Consider the following 18,281-nt stretch of genomic DNA (forward strand, 5'->3'; position numbering starts at 1 on the left):
TAAATTGCTTCCTTAACCTATTATATAAGGATGCAAAACTCATACACCGTCATCAATGCTTCCGCCGGCTCTGGCAAAACTTACCGTCTGGTTCAGAGTTTATTGATGATTTGCCTTCGATTTCCCAATCAATCCGATGCTATCCGAACGATTTTGGCATTGACTTTCACCAATAAGGCGGCCAAAGAAATGAAGGAAAGAATCCTCTTCTATCTCGGCGAATTTGTAAAAGAAAATTACACTGAGAATCAGGATTTAAAGAATGTTCAGGAAGCATTGGCAAGTCAAGGTTACAGGATTACGTTGGACGATTTGCATCATCGTTCGCAGAAAGTGCTTGATTATATTTTGCACCACTACTCGACTTTGAACATTGGGACGATTGACAAGTTCAATTCCCGATTGGTAAAGAGTTTTTCCTACGAATTGGGATTGGCTCAGAACTTCAATCTGGAAATCCAGCCAGAACCTTATTTGATTGAAGCGGTTGACAAAATGCTGGACGAAATTGGCGAAGACGAAACCGTTTCCGATGCTTTTATGGATTACGTGAATTATAATTTGGATAATAACGAGCGTGTCAACCTCAACCAAACGCTTTATAATTCAGCAAAAAAATTTGTGAGCGATGTACACTACAAACCTTTGCAGGACAACAAAGATTTCGAATGGGAAGCTTATGAAAACAAGAAAAACGAACTTAGAGAAACGATTAAAAATCTAAAATCTGAATCGCTTGAAATCGCAAAACGAGCTTTGGAATTAATTAAAAGCAAAGATATTGAGATTGAGGATTTTGCGAGCGGAAAAAATGGAATCGGTGGATTTTTTGTCAACATTCTTGAGTTTCATAAAACCAAGGATAAAAAATTTCCGTTCCCGACAACTTCCGAAGATTCGAAGATTGAAACTTTCTTAAAAGGTGCTTCCACAAAAGGAAAACACAAGCAAGCCGAGATTCAGGATATTTTACCTCAACTGATTTCTTGGCGAAGAGAAATCATTGATTTATACATTAATTCTCAAAAAAAAGAAAAAGTTCTGCAAGCGATTTTGCCTTTAAAGGTGAACGCCGACATTCAGAAAAAACTATTGGAAATCGAGGAAGAGAACGATTTGGTTTTGCTTTCGAAATTTAATATTTTGATTAATGAAAATCTTCGGAATGAACCTTCAGCATTTATTTATGAGAAAGTTGGGACGCAGTTTCAGCATTATTTCTTTGATGAATTCCAGGACACTTCCACGATGCAATGGCAGAATTTCCTTCCGCTTCGGGACAACAGCATCACGTCGGACGACACGAGTTTCACCATCGTTGGCGACCCGAAACAGAGCATCTACAGATTCCGTGGTGGCGAAAGTGAATTGATGCTCAATATCATTAATAAAAAAGAAATCACACCCAAATTTGCAACGGCAGAAAATCTCGGTTTCAACTGGCGAAGTGCGAAGAATATTGTCGATTTTAATAACAAATTGTACGACTTTATGTCTGGCGATTTGAATGATGAGCATCAGAAAATCTTCGGAGAAAATGCTTTGCAGGAATCAAAATCCAAGTTGGAAGGTCGCGTGAAAATTCATCTTTTGGAAAACTCGACCAAGAACGTTTTCTACGAAGAAACGGTGGCGAAAATGCAGAATGACATTCAGGAAAGTTTGGATAATGGTTTTGATTTTTCGGACATCACGATTCTTTGCAGAGGAAATTCAGATATTTTTAATTATTCTCAGCTTTTGGGAAATTTGAAAGTCAATTACAAAGGAAAGGAAACTTACATCAAAACGATTTCCGAGAAAGGTTTGACCTTGGATTTAGCCTTTACCATCAAAGCTTTAATTGAGTTTTTGAAATGGAATCTTGTTCCAAAAAACCGTCAATTCTTGGTTAAAATGATGTACTTTCTGAATGTTTCGGGAAGAATTACAATGACGGATTTTACTTCGGAAATTAAAGAAATTTTGAAGTTTGAAAACAAGAAAGACATTGAAGATTTCATTAATGAAAAATATAATGTAACCCTGATTCAGAAGGACATTCCGCAACTTAATCTTTATAATTTCATTGAATATTACGTTCACGAATTCTCGGTCGAAAATAAGGAAACCGATTTCCTTTTGAATTTCCTTGAAATGCTTCACAATTACACGCAAAATACGGGAGCAACGCTGAAAGAATTCCTGAAATATTGGGATGATGAAGCTTCGAAAATCAGTATTCAGGCGAGTGAAAATGTGGATGCGATTCAGATTATGACGATTCACAAGGCGAAAGGTCTGGAATTTCCCATCGTTTTCATTCCAATGGAAAATAAAAATAATGATGGCAAATTTTCGGAATGGTTTGATTTGGGAAGCGAAGATGAACTGAAAACCGTGATTCTCAACCAATTTTCGCCTGAACTGGAAAGATATGATGAGGAATTGGCGGGTTTTAATTTAATTAATTCTTACCGAAACAAAATCGACCGTTTTTGCATTCAATATGTGGCGACGACAAGACCTGTGGAACAACTTTTTTTCTATCTGGAAAAACCGAATAAATCTGCAAATCATTTGGAATTGTTTGATTTCGCCAGTCAATTTCAGCCAGTCGAAAATGGTGAATTATTAGATTCATTTGATGTTTACGAAGTCTCAGCAGAATCCTTAAAAAAACAAAAACGCAAGGAGAAAAAAAAATATCAATCCGAAAATATCAGTTCGATTTCTCAGAAAACCGAGAAAGCTTCGAATATCGAAATTGCGACCTCATCCAAAAGTTATCAAAACCGGGTGGAACACGTGCGAATGGGAATTTTCACGCACGAAATCCTATCAAAAATCAAAACAAAAAAAGATGTTTTGAAAGTTCTGAATTCTTATGTTTTGGAAGGCACCATCACAAACGATGAGAAAACTTCGATTTTAGAACGCATTGAGAATATCATTAATGATAAAAATTACAGTTCTTATTTTGCGGAAAATCTAAACATCATCAATGAACGAGATATGCTTTCTGTGGAAGATGGAACGTCGAAAACCTATCGTCCGGATAGGTTGATCAAAACAAAAGATGGCTTTATCATCGTGGATTTCAAAACGGGAAGCGAGAAGGAAAAAGACCAGAAACAGGTGGCGCTTTATCAGGAAAAATTGGAGCATTTTGGGGAAAAGGTAGTGAGGACGGATGTGATTTATATTTAATTCCGTGCAAAGGTCGCTCCTCTGGAGCTTCGCTTGCTTTGCTTATTAGATTGCTACCAATAGATTGTCGCTCTGCGACTTTCAAAATCTTATTAATCAAAAGCATAGACAAAAAAAATCCCGAGGAATGATTCTCGGGATTTGCATTTTTATTTCTTAACAGCGGTTACAACCTGGCCTTCCATCTTGGTAATATTATCAAAAATCTGTTTGAATGCTGGATAATATTCTTTCGGATAAACCGGGTCTTCAACTGTTGTGGTGGTTTCTACAGTCAGTTTGTTTCCTTCCTGAGTCACTTTATAAACGTATTGGATCGCATTGTCCTCGGTTCGGAACTTTTTAGATTTCGGAACGTTTTCGAAAGCGTAGCCATCAGGCAGAGTAATCGTCACTTTTTTGATTTTGTCGTAACCTGTGTAGAGTTCGATTGGTGAACGTCGAGTTTCTGTCTGGTCAAATTCGTGGGATTTGTTGTACAAGAACAAAAGAGGATTGAACACTAATTTACCGCCAATTCCATCTACAAATGTATCAGAATCAAAGTCGAAACTGGTTTCAAAATCACCTTTTTCTGTGACACCTGACTTTATATTACTGTAAGGAAATTTGTATCTTTCTTTGTAGTTTTCCTTTTGGTATTCTGTTTTATCCTTATCGTGTCTTTCGTTATTCATCATTGCATAAAGCATCGTATCTCGATCAGAAAAATTACCTGCAAAAGTTCCATCTGGATTCAGTTTGGCATCTACCGTAAGGTAGGTCATACTTTTCTCTGGGCATAGAACGTGGATTTGTTTTGCATCGGTCTTGGTCATCACAAATCCATAATAATTAAGTGCTGCAGGACGAATGATGTTTGGTGACGTCATCTTGGAAGTCGCATCATACAATGTAAACTTGCCATTAATATCTATAGATGCTAAAACGTAATTAAGCATTCCAATACTAGGCGAATACCCTGTCAAAATGCCTCTTCCGACAGTGGAAAGCAACACAGGCTCAGCATTAAGACCTGCACTTCTCATCAATAAAATCAATAACAAATTAATTTCTGCCGAGTTTCCTGATTTTGTATTGATTAGATTTCTAATTCCTTTATCCGAAAAAGCTGAATATTCTCCATCCCAGCTATATCTACCTTGGGTAAACTTTAAAACTGCAGCAGCTCTTTGCTCTTCATTTTTAATTGATTTGATATCTTCTGGAAGTAGGTCTTTTACAAGACTCGATCTCTTCAGCTCATCGCCAAAATTTTCATCTTCATAGAGTTGTTTTCTAATATCCTGCCATGTTACGCCATAGGACTTGAATCCTCCTCTAAGTGCACCGTCATAAACACTGTTTCCTCCCGTCAGTGGGAAATCAGTAGAGTTGAGCTCAAGGCGTATGGAAGTTCTGTAGTTTTCTATATTATTGACATATTTTTCATCTTTATACGCGGCAATATCTTTGTAAGCGAAGCGATAAGTTCTGCAATCGGCACCATACAAAATTTTCTCCGTAACTTCCTGCTTAAATGGTTTCAACTCGCCTTTATAATTAATATTGTATCCAAATTGTTTTGGTGCATCAAAAACGTATTCTAAGTACCTGATGGGAACTTCATCCTCTATCATAACTTTTGGAATGACATATAGGAACGGAGATAGAACAGAATATTTGTATTCTACAATAGAACCGTCCTTTACATTTTCGAAAGCAAATTTGGTGACAGATATGTTCTTGTTTTCTTTGGATTTAAATTTAGAATTCTTATCAACAGATGTTGCTGCTATTTTTCCATTTTCAAGATTATACGTATTGACTTTGAGTGATGTTATTTTTTCCTCGCTCTTACTTTTGCTTTGATAGGTGTAGATCTCCTCTTCCAAAAACTTTTTCGCATCATCTTTCTTGTATATTTTCACCCTACTCACAACATCCAGATGCAATTCTCCATCTGTGATATAATAATGAAAAGTCTTGTAAAGTACTTCTGCAGGTTCGGATGGATTCTTGGAGTATGATGTCAATTTTAAATCTTCTGCATCCAGTTTTGGAAGATCAAGAAATTTGTACTGTCCAAAAATTGGTAAGACAATGCAGGTTAGTACAAATTGTAGAATTTTTGTTTTCATTGTTTGATTATAGTTTTGTTATTAGAATTTTGGTATGGTCTATTTTTGAGGTTTTCTTTCGGAAATTAATGTAGTCAGAAATCTTATCTGCGGCAAAAATACCTTTCTTCAGCATAAATTTTCTTCTGACTAATAATTTTTTATCCTGAGGAATAAACTCCATAGAAAAGCTTCCAAACTCCGAGTCAATTTGCACAGGTGCTATGGTTTCGGAGAATTTATGCGTGTCTGGAATTGTATATTCGATTTCGTAATCATCTGTAAAACCGAACGGGATTTCTATTGGCATCTTTCTATCAGAATTTTCCAGGTAAAAGTCAGAATCTACGAAGGGAATTGCTCTGAAGTAGATATCAGAGCCCAAGGATTTAGAGTAATTGGCAGCTTTGAAGTTTAGATCAAAATTAATATTTCCATGATCTCTGTCATTGATCATATTCTGAATATCGATGCTGGAAAGTTGAAGATTGTCATAACGGTGTTTCAACGCATCCCGTTGTTCTACAGGCGTTAGTGACAACAATGACATAGACATATCATACAAACCTCCCGAATATGAAAATTTAGACGTTACATCCAAATTATTATCTGCAGAGATATTGGCTTTTACTCTTAAAATCTCTTTATTATTTTCTGTGATGGATTTTGGTGTATCTACGATTTCTGCGGTACCATCTTTTATCATTAGTACATTTCGGTCTGTTGTGCGATAACTCAAATGGTTGTATGCAATTCTCTGAGACGTATTCTCCAGCCAGATATTTCCTGTTTCAGTCGGGACGCACAGTATCACGTGATTGCCATCCATTCTCGGGAAATCCTTATCAAAAAGTTTTGGCGTGTCATCCATATAGATTACGGAATAATAAGATGGGATTCCCGCAGCTTTAAGCAGCACTCTCATGTAATTTGTCAGCGCTTTGCAATCGCCGTAGCTCTTTTTCCTCACATCTTCTGCCAGCATTGGTTGCCAGCCTCCAATTCCTAATGCAACAAAAACATATCTCGTTTTGTTTTGCATATATTGATAAATGGTCTTTACTTTTTCTTCCGTGGTTCCTTTCAGATTAAGTGCATTCACCTCTTGTTGCAGCTCTGGCGTAATCACAGAAACAGGCTCCAAGATATCGTTATACCATTTTCCAAAACTTTGCCAATTGGACATATCGCCACGTTTGCCCTTCAATGTAAAATTATCTAAAGCAAACTCCGCCCTTGGCATCAATGTCACAGGATTGGGAGCATATTTTTCTTCTACGAATGCAGGAACATTATTATAGGTAAGAGAAAAATTATTTTCGTCGCCTTCTAATAGAATTGTTCCATAATCTGTATTCTTTATCTTCCGTCTTAATTTTATTCCAGACTTGTTTGTAAAACTATATGAGGAATTTTCTACTGCAGCATTGTAACCGTAGAAAGTAAAAAAAGGATTCAGAAAAGCCGTATCAGAGGAATCTTCGTCATAACTAAGTTCAATCGTGTAAGGATAACTGTTGGAAATGATTTTCAGGTACAACATCCTGGACTCCGTGTACAACTCGAAACCTTCGGAAGAAGAAAAATCTGAAAAATCTTTTTTCGAATACGTTTTTGACAATCGCCCCGAGGCATCAAAGGTTCGGACTTTGATGTCGCTCACTTTATTGGTTTTGTCATACGGGATTTTCAGAGCGGCATAATCATCTCCCGCTTTGGTCATGATTGTGATCGCTTTTGTAAAGTGAGTCTCAACCTGGCTTACAGAGCTTACAACAGTTTTCTGATCATAATTTCTGATGACAACATCGGCGTCTTTTAAAAGTTTTTCTGGTATTTCAGTGACGCCATAGTTTTGTGAAAGCATCTTTACAGACACCATCACGAAGAGGGTTATTAGTTTTTTCATTAGTTTTTAAAGAATTAATTCGCTGCCGGAACAAAAACCCTTTGAGCCAATTCCTGGTCAAATAGATACAATGCAGACGGATTGTCCTTCACCATTTTGATTTTTGAGACCAATGTAGATGCGCTCGATTCCTCCTCTACTTGCTCGTTGATGAACCATTGCAAGAAGCTAGTCGTTGCAAAATCACTTTCTTCATTCGCCGCTTTTACGATGTTGAAGATACTTCTCGTCACCAATCTCTCGTGATCCAAAGCTTTTTCGAAAATCTCCTGAGCATTGTTGAACTCGTGTGGTGGCTTTGGAACTTCGTTTAGAATGATTTTTCCACCAATATCATTCACGTAATCAAACATCTTGTCGGCGTGCATCAATTCTTCTTTGGATTGCACCCGGAAGTAGTTTCCGATTCCTTCCAAATCCTGAGCGTAGAACCAAGCACTCATCGAAAGATATAATTGCGCGGCGTATTGCTCTTTTGTGATTTGCTCGTTGACAAGTGTAACTATTTTTTCTGAGACCATAACTTTTTGTATTAATTTTTTATATTTCAACTTTAAAACTCAAATATAAAAAAAAAGAGCCGTTAAAATTAACGACTCTTACTAAAACTAACCACAAAATAACATACTATTTAACTACAGCGGCATCCACCTTCTTTCTATCTTTGAAATTGGCTTTTCTATCTGCCATTTTTTTTGCTTTAATTTCCTGATATTTTTTGAATTGATCTGGCGTCAGGATTTTCTGCATTTCCGCCTCATTCTCTTTCATCTTCTGCATTCTGTCGCCTTTTTTAGCTTCAAAATCTGCTTTCCTTTCTATCGCTTTCTTTTCGTGCAAGGTTTTCAATTGCAACACTTGCGCGTCTGTAAGATTCAGTTCTTGCTTCATTTTTTGAAGATGCTCAGCTTTTTTCTGAGTATGATCTCCTGTTGCTGATTTTGATTGTTGTGCAAATCCGAAAACTCCTAGTCCAAGAAATGCGGCGCTTAAAATTATTTTTTTCATTTTAAATTGATTTTTAATATTAATAAATTTTATCTGTTTGTTTGATGTGCAACAAATAATAAAGTTAATTTGAGAAATTATAAAATTTTGTTAAATTCTCAATCAACTTATCTTGAAGTTAATCTCATTCCCGATCCTCTGTTTCCGTTGTCAGATTTTGGAGACGCATTTCTTTGTCCGCCATTGCCTCTCACCTCAGATTTTCTGATGGAATTTTGATTTTGTCGGATGCCATTATTCTGGCCTCTCGTTCCTTCATTCCTAATCGCTGGAGCAGTCTGCGTTCTGATGTTTTCACTTTTTATTCCGCCCGTGCTATTTCCTCTAATGTTACCTTGGTTTCGGACACCATTATTCTCATTGTTTCGCACCACGCCATTTTGTGAATTTCTGATTCCTCCGATGTTATTTCCATTCGCTCCACTTCTGATTGGTTGCGTACGCATTCCCTCATTTCTATTCGGCGTGATCATATTTTGATTTCTTCCCACATTTCTAAATCCTTCTTTGAAATTCCCTCTGTTGACTTTGTAAACATTAATATTCACATTTCTGTAAACAGGTCTCACTGGATATCTTCTCGCATAGAAATTCACGTTTCTATTTCTGTAGAACACAAATGGACTTGCGCCTCGGAAATAAGAATTTTGATAAACTATGAAAATCCTTGGCCCCAGAATATTTTGTAGTGCATAGAATCTGTCGTAGTACCATCTGTCCGGATTCCATCTATAGTAAGAGTTCCAAGCATTGTAAGAAGCAAATCTGTTATTCAGCATCATAATTTGCTCTATCTGAAACGGACTCAAACGGTTTTGAAAGAAGAACTGGTCCCAATTCACATTGACAACGGATTGTCTATAGTCATTGTAATATCCCTGATAATATTGGTCTGGATAGTAATCCGTTGGATAATTGTAATAGTAGTCCTCAGGATAATCATAAGAGTTATCGTAATACTCGTATCCGTTGTATTCGTTTGGATAAGTATCGTAATAATCTTGGGCAGAGATCAATCCTCCAAAGATGATAGCAAGGGTAAAAAATATCTTTTTCATTTCTTTAAATTTATTTAATTAAGAAAATTCATTTTCTCTAATGAAACTTTCTACCTTTTGGATATTGGATAGGAATAAAAGTTAAAGTCTGACGAATTAATATTTCTAAAAACGATGATAAATTTGAGATTAATGACTGATAATCAATGGCATTATTTTTTGTCAGAAAATAAAAAGCCTTTCAAAGTTCGTAACTCTGAAAGGCTTTTAGTAATTTATTTTAATGATTTTAATCTCGTCCGCTTGCTTCTATCCAACCAGCAATTTTCTGATTGAAGTCTGTTTGCTCTTTCAAATCTTCCAATTTCAAATGCATTCTGTAACGCCAGTAATGTGGGAAAACCGCAGGATTGTTAATTCTTTCTTCGTCCATATTTGGATTCATCAAGTTGTCATCTGTCGCCAAAAATTCCTGAATTGGGAAGATCGCCAACATCGCTTCCGTGAAAAGATGCTGTTTCATTATCATCTCTGACAAGTCCGGCGTCAAATCCCAAGGCGCAGTTCCATATTGTCCTAATTGTTGATTGAAATATTTCTGAGTCAGGTTTCTGTCCTCGTGCCACCATTGTCTCAAGGTAGAACTGTCGTGGGAAGAAGCTGTTACTACGTTCAAATAACTTGCATTTTTCGGGTCGTAGAACGGAATATTGTCGGAAGGCATTCTTTGAACTTTCAAAGCGGTAATTGCCAACTTATCCATCACCACAGGCACAGAATCTGGAACCAAACCTAGATCTTCACCACAGATCAACATCGTAGTCGAATTGAGTAAAGCTGGTAATTTCTCCATTGCCTTTTGGTACCAAAGTCCGTCCTGACGTTTGAAGAAATAATCATTGTAAACATCGCTCAATTTCGCTTTTTCCCAATCTGGCAGATATTTGTAAGATGTCGTTTTAGCGATATTGAATCTTGGATGATAAACGATTCCGTTCTCAGTTTCTTCGGTCAAGAACAAAACATTTCCGGCCAAAGAGATCAATTTTTCTTCTGCCCAATCCCACGATTCTTTTTTGAAGTAATCGGTTAATTTTCTTTGTGTATCAAATTCCGGTTTGAAGGTAAAATTTCCATTTTGATGATCAAAGAAATGATTTTGAATTTTCTCTTTCGATTCGCCAAATGTCTCCCAAAGAATCGGTTCATTCACAAATGGTTTGATGTAACGATCATAATTGAAAGGAATCTGTCTGTCAGAAAACTCTCGCTCTGTCACAGGAACAGCTGGATAAAAATAACCCAACAAACCTTGTGTCGCAGAGATCGGCATTCTCCAAATTCTAAAGAATCCAAGAATATGGTCGATTCTCATCGCATCAAAATATTGTTCCAAAACTTTGAAACGTTTTTTCCACCATTGGTAATCGTCGGCTTTCATCACTTCCCAATTGTAGGTCGGGAATTCCCAGTTTTGACCTAGATCGGAGAACTGATCTGGTGGTGCTCCTGCTTGGAAATCCATCCCGAAAAGTTCTGGCTCCGTCCAAGCTTCTACGGAATATCTGTAGATCCCAATTGGAAGATCGCCCTTCACCGAAAGTCCTAGTTGATGCAAATATTCCACCGCATCCTGCAATTGCAAATGCAACTGATATTGGACCCAAGCGTGAAGCATAATGGTTGCATAGTCCTTATGTTTAGGCGCATAAAGCGTCGCTACTTTTCCGGCAACAAATTTCTTATGGGTTTTCCAATCGTTGAAATTTGGCGTTTTGTATTTGTCTCTCAAAACACAAAATGCAGAATAAGGCATCAGCCATTCTTCGTTATCTTTAATGAATTTCTTGAAGTTTTTATCCTTCAGAATCGCTTCTTGATTTTCCTCGAAAACAGCTTTTGCAAACTTCCATTTTCCGGAGATCATTTGCTCGTAATCGATTAAACTCAAAGCATTTAATTCAGCTTTTTTATCTTGATATTCTTTTACTAACTTTTTCGGTAAAGCATATTCCAACTTCTCAACCGAAAGATATTGCGGGTGAAGTGCGTAAACTGAGATCGCCGCGTAAGGATAAGAATCGGTCCAAGTATAATTGGCCGTTGTATCATTGATCGGCAAGATCTGAATCACGGAAAGCTTTGCATCATTGGCCCAATCTCCTAATTTTTTGATATCAGAAAATTCACCAACTCCGAAACCATCTTCCGTTCTCAAAGAGAAAACAGGAACTGCAACGCCCGCAGAATGCCAAAGTGTTTCATTATTAAACTTAAAATAATGATCCGCTTTCACGTACAAAATATCCTTCGTCGGATTTCCGAAAACCCAACGATTTTCGCCTGGTTCTAGGGAAACGATTTGTTTTGTTATTTTGTCTTTGATCGCATATTTGTAAAGAACGGTTTGGTGCGTCGGAATTTCAACGCCCGCTTCCCAAACGCCATAATCTGTTTCTTTGAGTTCTACGGCTTTTTCCGGACTCCAATTTCCCAAAGCATCTACATTTCCAATCAGGACCAATTGCCAGTTTGGATTGTAAAGTGGCGCTTCTATGCGGAAAAGGTGCGAATGTTTTTTTACAACGGATAATTTTGCCGGCTTGAAACCTTGCAAACGGTTGTGTAGGATTTTGTTGGTCAAATAATTTTCCGGGAAATTCTTAAGATTCCACTGATCGAAAATCACAAATTCTTTGAAACTGTTTGGAAGATCTAATTTGTGAGTCGGGATTTCTTCATCCAAAACCACGTTTTCTTCGTTCAACAAAAGATATTTGTACTGAATTGATTTTGAGAAATAATCAATTTCTGCTGTCCAGTTGTTATTTTCGGAATAGTTCAGGTTGTAGTCTCGGTGGTCGTTTTTCTCGTCGTATAGGCGCAAAACGAGCCGTTGGCCAACTTTTGTTCCGAAGTTAACATTAAAGTATAGTTTCATTTATTAAGGTCTATTAATATGGATGCAATTTAATGATTTATTGAATTATAACTATTATTCCATCAAAAAAATCATTTTCCTGCAATTCTTTCCAGATAGTCCTTAATATTATTATCAAGAGATATCGTAATTCCACCGATGTTCTTGGCTTTCATATACATCAAAACCTTCTCGTCTCGCAGAGAAAACATTAGGAAATCATTAAACTTGTCAGGCGTAATTCCTGCTTCTGCAAAATATTCTAAATCCACATTATGGTTGATCCAAGCCAATCCTTCCTGTAGATCTTCATATTTATAAAGCCGTTTCATTCGTCTGGACTTTCCACTCACAACATCATAAATCGCCTGAACATTGACCATTGGAGGAATTCTTATCAAAGGTCTTACAATATCGTCCACTGCATCTGCCGGTTTTTCCCTTGGTTTCTCTGGTCCTTTTGGCAAACCGATAGATTGTCTCAATTCTTCTTTCTTTGCCTCCGCCACTCTTTTATTTTCAATCGTGACTTCTTCAATTTCCATCGGAATTTTGGACAATCGAATTGTGATGTTAAGATTATCGCTGACAATCCATTTCTCACGTTCGTACTTTTCTTTTACGAATCGGATTTCGTCGCCAGTTTTTGCAGGGATGGAAAACTCCCCGAGCTCATTGCTCAAAACCTTTTGATCCGAACGCATATTGACGACCAAAGTCTTTGGAATGCGCGCAGATTCCTCCGTCATCACAATTCCAGAAAGCGTTTGAGAATAGATTGATATAGAAATCAAAAGAAAATAAAGGAATAGAAATTTCTTCAAATGGTCTTAATTTTCGTCAAAAATAGATTTTTATTGAAACAAAAAAATACGGTTTAACTTTCATTAACCGTATTTCTTAATATTATTATAATTTTAAAAAATCAAAATCTGTTACCTCACAATAACCTTTTTGGAAATAATAGATTTTCCATTTTCAGATTCGACATTCACGAGATAAACGCCGGAAACGAGCTTTCCAAGTTCAATTCTATTTTCGGAATTGCTGATATTATTGATCTTTTTGTCCATCACCAAAGTTCCAGCCGAGCTGTAAATCTTCACTTGTGCATTTCCTTTTTGGGAGTTGGTAAGTTTTACATTCACAAAACCTTCGGAAATTTTTGTAGGATAGATGTCATTCTTATCAATATTAACAATCTGTTTGTTGCTCCTCAAAACATACGGACTTCCCAAATCATAGATTGGCATATTGATATTCGAAGTCATTGGTTCAGCTTGCATAGTTTCTAATTTTAAAGAATGTAAAACGCCTCCTTTCGCGCTTGCCAAAATGATTTTCCCATCCGCATTCACCGCAACGCCGTTTGTAGAAAAATTTTCCGGAAGACCTTTCACTTTGCCAAGGAATTTGGCCTTCATTTCATTGACATTAAATTTAAAGACATTTCCCGTAGCCGAAAAAATATAGAAATTGTTGTGATCGTCCGCAATCATATCGCCTCCGAAACCAGTCTGCATCTTGCTCAGTTGATTGTCTCCGTTTCCAGAATCATCCTTCACAATTCCCAAGTCTGTAACTTCATACTTACCATTTTTACTGGAAATTTTCAAAAGTTGAGAACCGGAATTTGAAAGTGTGTAAATATTACCATCACTTCCCATCGTCATTCGGGAAAACTGAGAACCTGCGTCGCAAGCTGTTGGATTGGACAGTTTATTTTCCAACAAAGTAATGTCCTTGGTCTTAGAATCCAAAACGTAAATATTGGGAGAATACATCGGCATATAAACCAATTTTCCATTTCCATCTACAGCCAAAGTTGCAATCTGACTGGCCAACGCGTTCGCCGGTGATTTTTTATCTTCAGAGATTTCCTTATTTAATGTGTTGGAATAAATTCTGGGTTGGTCGTTGCCAGATAAAAGAATATTTTCGGTAATGCCTTTTTTGGAATCCAAAGCGCGGAAATCCTGGAAAATAATGTTCGCGGATTCTTTTCCTGTGAGTGCAAAAATGTCTTGTTGCGCAAAAGAACTTGCTCCGACAAACAATAAAATTAAAGTGGATAGAGATTTTTTCATAGTCTAAGTATTTTTAATTATTGATACTAAGTTAAGTATTTTTGCAACATCAAAATCATATCCACAAAAAAACCTTCCGTTTTTTACGAAAGGTTTAAATATTTATGATTTTGATGAATTAATTCAAAACGTAAGTTGTTCCGTCTCGTCCATCTTTCAGCTCAATTCCTTTTTCAAGAAGTTGGTCACGGATCTGATCGGATAATTCCCAATTCTTTGATTTTCTGGCTTGATTTCTCAAATCGATCAAAACCTGCAAAGTTTGATCAAGCTTATCGTTATTCGATTCTTCAATCGTTTCCAATCCTAAAACATCGAAGACAATCGCGTTTAAAAATTGTTTCAAATCTTTATAATCATTGGTCGAAATACTTTCTTTTCCAAGCTTCGAAGCTGAAATAAACTTCACCGCCTCGAACAAATGGGAAATCAAAATCGGACTGTTGAAATCGTCTGACAAAGCTTCCAAAACTTTCTCTTTCCAATTTTTATAATCAAAAGAAGAAGTTTCTACACCTTCCGTTGGAACTTGTGTATTTAGGATTTTTACGGCTTCCATCAATCTGTTGAAGCCTTTTTCGCTCGCCAACATCGCGTCATTGGAAATATCCAAAACACTTCTATAGTGCGCCTGTAAGAAACAGAATCTCAAGACACTTGGATGAAAAGCTTTTTCAAAGAAATCATTGTTCCCGCTCACTAATTGTTCTGGCAAAATAAAATTACCAGTCGCTTTACTCATTCTTTGTCCGTTCATTGTCAGCATATTGGCGTGCATCCAATATTTCACAGGTTCTACGCCGTTGCAAGCTTTCCCTTGAGCGATTTCACATTCGTGGTGAGGGAATTTCAAATCCATTCCGCCACCGTGAATATCGAATTGGTCGCCCAAATATTTCGTGCTCATCGCAGTACATTCCAAGTGCCAGCCTGGGAAACCTTCTCCCCAAGGCGACGGCCATTTCATAATATGTTCCGGCGAAGCTTTTTTCCAAAGGGCGAAATCTTGTGGATTTTTCTTTTCAAATTGCCCATCCAAATCTCTTGTGTTGGCGAATAGTTCTTCGATATTTCTTCGTGAAAGCTCACCGTAATTAAGACCTCTTGCATTGTACTCCAAAACATCGAAGTAAACGGAACCGTTACTTTCGTAAGCAAAACCTTTTTCAATAAGATCTTTCGCAAGTTCCAATTGCTCGATGATGTGACCCGTTGCAGTCGGCTCAATGGTTGGCGGAAGCAAGTTAAATTTCTTCAAAACCTCGTGAAAATCGACCGTATATTTTTGTACGATTTCCATTGGCTCCAGTTTTTCAAGTCTGGATTGCTTGATGAATCTATCGTTATTGATATCGCCATCGTCCGTCAAATGTCCGGCATCGGTGATATTTCTGACATATCGAACCTTATAACCCAGAAACTGAAGGCTTCGGTAAATAAAATCGAATGACAAAAAAGTTCTCACATTTCCCAGATGCACATTGCTGTAAACCGTGGGTCCACAAACGTACATCCCGATATTACCTTCTAAAATGGGTTTGAAAACTTCTTTTTCGCCTGAAAGCGAGTTGTATATTTTTAGTTGCATTGTTTTTATGAATGATAAATTAGAATTGATAAATGATTTAAATATTTGACGCAGAACAACCGCAACAAATAATTGTTGTGATGAAAATTTGATGCGTCAGTTTTTTATATTTTATCATTTTAATCAAATTTCGCGTGACTTCCTACATAATGCAGAAATTCCTGTCTCGTAATTGGATTCGTTCTGAAAATCCCACTCAATTCTGCTGTGATCGTAGAACTTGCAGTATCTTTTATTCCACGACAATTCACGCAAAGGTGTTTTGCATCGATGATACACGCGACGTTATTGGTTCCTAAAGCTTCTTTCAAAGCATCAACGATCTGCATCGTCAATCGTTCCTGAACCTGCGGACGTTTGGCGTAATAATCTACGATCCTATTGATTTTAGATAAACCGATCACTTCTCCACTTGAAATATAAGCAACGTGCGCTTTCCCGATAATTGGCAAGAAATGATGCTCGCAGAAAGAATAGACTGTAATATCCTTCTCCACCAACATTTGACGGTACTTATATTGATTTTTGAAAGTTGAGATCCCAGGTTTATTTTCCGGGAGCAAGCCTCCAAAGATTTCATTCACGTACATTTTCGCCACACGCTTTGGAGAATCTTTGAGGGAATCATCGGTCATATCTAGACCAAGCGTTTCCATAATTTCTGCAAAAAGCCCTTCAATCTTCTTAATTTTTTCTTCCGGTTTCAGATCAAAAGCGTCTGGTCTGAGAGGCGTGTGATCTTTTCCTGTAAACAGATCATCATCATTGTCAGGAATGTGTTCCATAATATCATTAGTAATAAGAAGCAAAAATAAACAAAAAATAGATAGTCCGCTGAGACAAAATCTAAAGATTTGATTATAAAAAGAATAGATTTAGAAAGTGTCTAAAAAACTAAAAAAAAATTGAAATGATTTGATTTTTTATATATTTGCACCAAATTAACATAATTAAAAATAAAATACTATGTCAGACATTGCATCAAGAGTAAAAGCTATCATCGCTGATAAGCTTGACGTTGAAGAAACAGAAGTGACTCCAGAAGCTAGCTTCACAAACGATTTAGGAGCTGATTCTTTGGATACTGTTGAACTTATCATGGAATTCGAAAAAGAATTCAACATTCAGATTCCAGATGATCAAGCAGAGAAAATTACAACTGTTGGTCACGCTATCGCTTACATCGAGGAAGTTGTAAATAAATAATATTTATTCAAGACAAAAAAAATTTATGGAATTAAAGAGAGTAGTTGTAACCGGCTTCGGCGCTATTACACCAATCGGAAATAACGCTAAAGAATACTGGGAAAGCCTTAAAATAGGAGCAAGTGGCGCTGCCCAGATTACTCTTTTTGATTCCACTAATTTTAAAACCAAGTTCGCCAGTGAGGTGAAAAACTTTGACCCGCTTAATTATTTCGATAAAAAAGAGGCGAAAAAGATGGATAGAAATTCTCAGTTTGGGCAGATTGCTGCAAGAGAAGCTATCGCTCACGGACGACTTATTGAAGACAATGTCGATAAAAATCGCGTTGGTGTGATCTGGGGATCAGGAATCGGCGGGCTGGAGACTTTTGAACAAGAAGTTTTAGGTTTTGCAGAATCCAAAGGTATTCCGAGATTCAATCCTTTCTTTATTCCAAAAATGATTGCGGACATTACGCCAGGAAATATTTCTATTGAATATGGTTTCCACGGGCCTAATTATACAACTGTTTCTGCTTGTGCTTCTTCTGCCAATGCTTTGATCGATGCTAAAATGCTTATCAACTTAGGCAAAGCGGACGTCATTGTTTGTGGAGGTTCAGAAGCGGCTGTTACAGCGAGCGGAATGGGAGGTTTCAACGCAATGCACGCACTTTCTACAAGAAACGATGATCCAAAAACGGCTTCCAGACCATTTGACAAAGACAGAGATGGATTTGTATTGGGCGAAGGCGCTGGCTGTATCATCCTTGAAGAATACGAACACGCAAAAAAACGAGGTGCAACAATCTATGCAGAATTAGCTGGTGGCGGAATGAGTGCTGATGCACATCATATGACAGCTCCACACCCTGAAGGACTTGGCGCTTATCTGGTAATGAAAAATTGCTTGGAAGATGCCGGTGTAACTGCCGATGAAGTAGATCATATCAACATGCATGGTACATCTACTCCACTGGGAGACATCGCAGAATCTAACGCGATTGCAAAATTATTTGGAGAACACGCTTTCAACATTCAGATCAATTCTACAAAATCAATGACTGGTCACCTATTGGGAGCGGCCGGCGTTATTGAAGCTATTGCAGCATTACACGCCATTATCCACGGTATTGTTCCACCAACAATCAATCACTTTACTGATGATGAAAACATCGACCCAAGATTGAATTTTACATTCAATACTGCGGTTGAAAAGGTAGTTAACATCGCAATGAGTAATACTTTTGGTTTCGGAGGCCACAATGCTTGCGTTCTTTTCAAAAAAATATAAAATG

Annotated in this window: 13 protein-coding genes; 3 read left to right on the plus strand and 10 right to left on the minus strand. The window is 37.2% G+C overall.

Going from position 1 to position 18,281, the window contains the following annotated elements; translation table 11 throughout:
- The first annotated feature begins 30 nt into the window (after positions 1–30).
- Positions 31–3,189, plus strand: coding sequence for a UvrD-helicase domain-containing protein (locus PQ459_17850; GenBank protein ID WDF46749.1), 3,159 nt, complete (start codon positions 31–33; stop codon positions 3,187–3,189).
- A 149-nt stretch (positions 3,190–3,338) separates the two neighbouring features.
- On the opposite strand, the gene PQ459_17855 is transcribed toward PQ459_17850, so the two are convergent.
- The 10 genes from PQ459_17855 to folE form a co-directional block, all read right to left on the minus strand.
- The gene (locus PQ459_17855) at positions 3,339–5,309 is read right to left on the minus strand and encodes a DUF3857 domain-containing protein (GenBank protein ID WDF46750.1); all 1,971 of its coding nucleotides are present in this window, start codon (positions 5,307–5,309) and stop codon (positions 3,339–3,341) included.
- 7 nt (positions 5,310–5,316) lie between these two features.
- Positions 5,317–7,197, minus strand: coding sequence for a DUF3857 domain-containing protein (locus PQ459_17860; GenBank protein ID WDF46751.1), 1,881 nt, complete (start codon positions 7,195–7,197; stop codon positions 5,317–5,319).
- Positions 7,198–7,211: 14 nt separating this feature from the next.
- Positions 7,212–7,718: a ferritin gene (locus PQ459_17865; protein ID WDF46752.1), complete on the minus strand. Its 507-nt coding sequence runs from the start codon at positions 7,716–7,718 to the stop codon at positions 7,212–7,214.
- Between the two features lie 106 nt (positions 7,719–7,824).
- Positions 7,825–8,205, minus strand: a complete 381-nt coding sequence (locus PQ459_17870) for a hypothetical protein (GenBank protein WDF46753.1) — start codon at positions 8,203–8,205, stop codon at positions 7,825–7,827.
- Positions 8,206–8,312: 107 nt separating this feature from the next.
- Positions 8,313–9,263 (minus strand): hypothetical protein, encoded by a 951-nt coding sequence (locus tag PQ459_17875; GenBank protein WDF46754.1) that lies wholly within the window; start codon positions 9,261–9,263, stop codon positions 8,313–8,315.
- A gap of 229 nt (positions 9,264–9,492) precedes the next feature.
- The gene (locus PQ459_17880; GenBank protein WDF46755.1) at positions 9,493–12,144 is read right to left on the minus strand and encodes a 4-alpha-glucanotransferase; all 2,652 of its coding nucleotides are present in this window, start codon (positions 12,142–12,144) and stop codon (positions 9,493–9,495) included.
- 71 nt (positions 12,145–12,215) lie between these two features.
- On the minus strand, positions 12,216–12,947 hold the full coding sequence (locus PQ459_17885) for a carboxypeptidase regulatory-like domain-containing protein (GenBank protein ID WDF46756.1): 732 nt from the start codon (positions 12,945–12,947) through the stop codon (positions 12,216–12,218).
- A 111-nt stretch (positions 12,948–13,058) separates the two neighbouring features.
- On the minus strand, positions 13,059–14,210 hold the full coding sequence (locus tag PQ459_17890; GenBank protein WDF46757.1) for a T9SS type A sorting domain-containing protein: 1,152 nt from the start codon (positions 14,208–14,210) through the stop codon (positions 13,059–13,061).
- 118 nt (positions 14,211–14,328) lie between these two features.
- Positions 14,329–15,798, minus strand: coding sequence for a cysteine--tRNA ligase (gene cysS, locus PQ459_17895; GenBank protein ID WDF46758.1), 1,470 nt, complete (start codon positions 15,796–15,798; stop codon positions 14,329–14,331).
- A 119-nt stretch (positions 15,799–15,917) separates the two neighbouring features.
- The gene (gene folE / locus PQ459_17900; GenBank protein ID WDF46759.1) at positions 15,918–16,583 is read right to left on the minus strand and encodes a GTP cyclohydrolase I FolE; all 666 of its coding nucleotides are present in this window, start codon (positions 16,581–16,583) and stop codon (positions 15,918–15,920) included.
- Positions 16,584–16,764: 181 nt separating this feature from the next.
- On the opposite strand from folE, the gene PQ459_17905 reads away from it, so the two are divergent.
- Complete coding sequence (locus PQ459_17905; protein WDF46760.1) at positions 16,765–17,004, plus strand: acyl carrier protein; 240 nt, start codon at positions 16,765–16,767, stop codon at positions 17,002–17,004.
- 25 nt (positions 17,005–17,029) lie between these two features.
- Complete coding sequence (gene fabF / locus PQ459_17910; GenBank protein WDF46761.1) at positions 17,030–18,277, plus strand: beta-ketoacyl-ACP synthase II; 1,248 nt, start codon at positions 17,030–17,032, stop codon at positions 18,275–18,277.
- The last annotated feature ends 4 nt before the right edge of the window (positions 18,278–18,281 follow it).

This window comes from Chryseobacterium sp. KACC 21268 (assembly GCA_028736075.1).
Classification (GTDB): Bacteria; Bacteroidota; Bacteroidia; order Flavobacteriales; family Weeksellaceae; genus Epilithonimonas.

Coding starts and splice junctions, on each gene's coding strand:
- PQ459_17850 (WDF46749.1), top strand. CDS start 31: ATGCAAAACTCATACACCGTCATCAATGCTTCCGCCGGCTCTGGCAAA.
- PQ459_17855 (WDF46750.1), bottom strand. CDS start 5,309: ATGAAAACAAAAATTCTACAATTTGTACTAACCTGCATTGTCTTACCA.
- PQ459_17860 (WDF46751.1), bottom strand. CDS start 7,197: ATGAAAAAACTAATAACCCTCTTCGTGATGGTGTCTGTAAAGATGCTT.
- PQ459_17865 (WDF46752.1), bottom strand. CDS start 7,718: ATGGTCTCAGAAAAAATAGTTACACTTGTCAACGAGCAAATCACAAAA.
- PQ459_17870 (WDF46753.1), bottom strand. CDS start 8,205: ATGAAAAAAATAATTTTAAGCGCCGCATTTCTTGGACTAGGAGTTTTC.
- PQ459_17875 (WDF46754.1), bottom strand. CDS start 9,263: ATGAAAAAGATATTTTTTACCCTTGCTATCATCTTTGGAGGATTGATC.
- PQ459_17880 (WDF46755.1), bottom strand. CDS start 12,144: ATGAAACTATACTTTAATGTTAACTTCGGAACAAAAGTTGGCCAACGG.
- PQ459_17890 (WDF46757.1), bottom strand. CDS start 14,210: ATGAAAAAATCTCTATCCACTTTAATTTTATTGTTTGTCGGAGCAAGT.
- cysS (WDF46758.1), bottom strand. CDS start 15,798: ATGCAACTAAAAATATACAACTCGCTTTCAGGCGAAAAAGAAGTTTTC.
- folE (WDF46759.1), bottom strand. CDS start 16,583: ATGGAACACATTCCTGACAATGATGATGATCTGTTTACAGGAAAAGAT.
- PQ459_17905 (WDF46760.1), top strand. CDS start 16,765: ATGTCAGACATTGCATCAAGAGTAAAAGCTATCATCGCTGATAAGCTT.
- fabF (WDF46761.1), top strand. CDS start 17,030: ATGGAATTAAAGAGAGTAGTTGTAACCGGCTTCGGCGCTATTACACCA.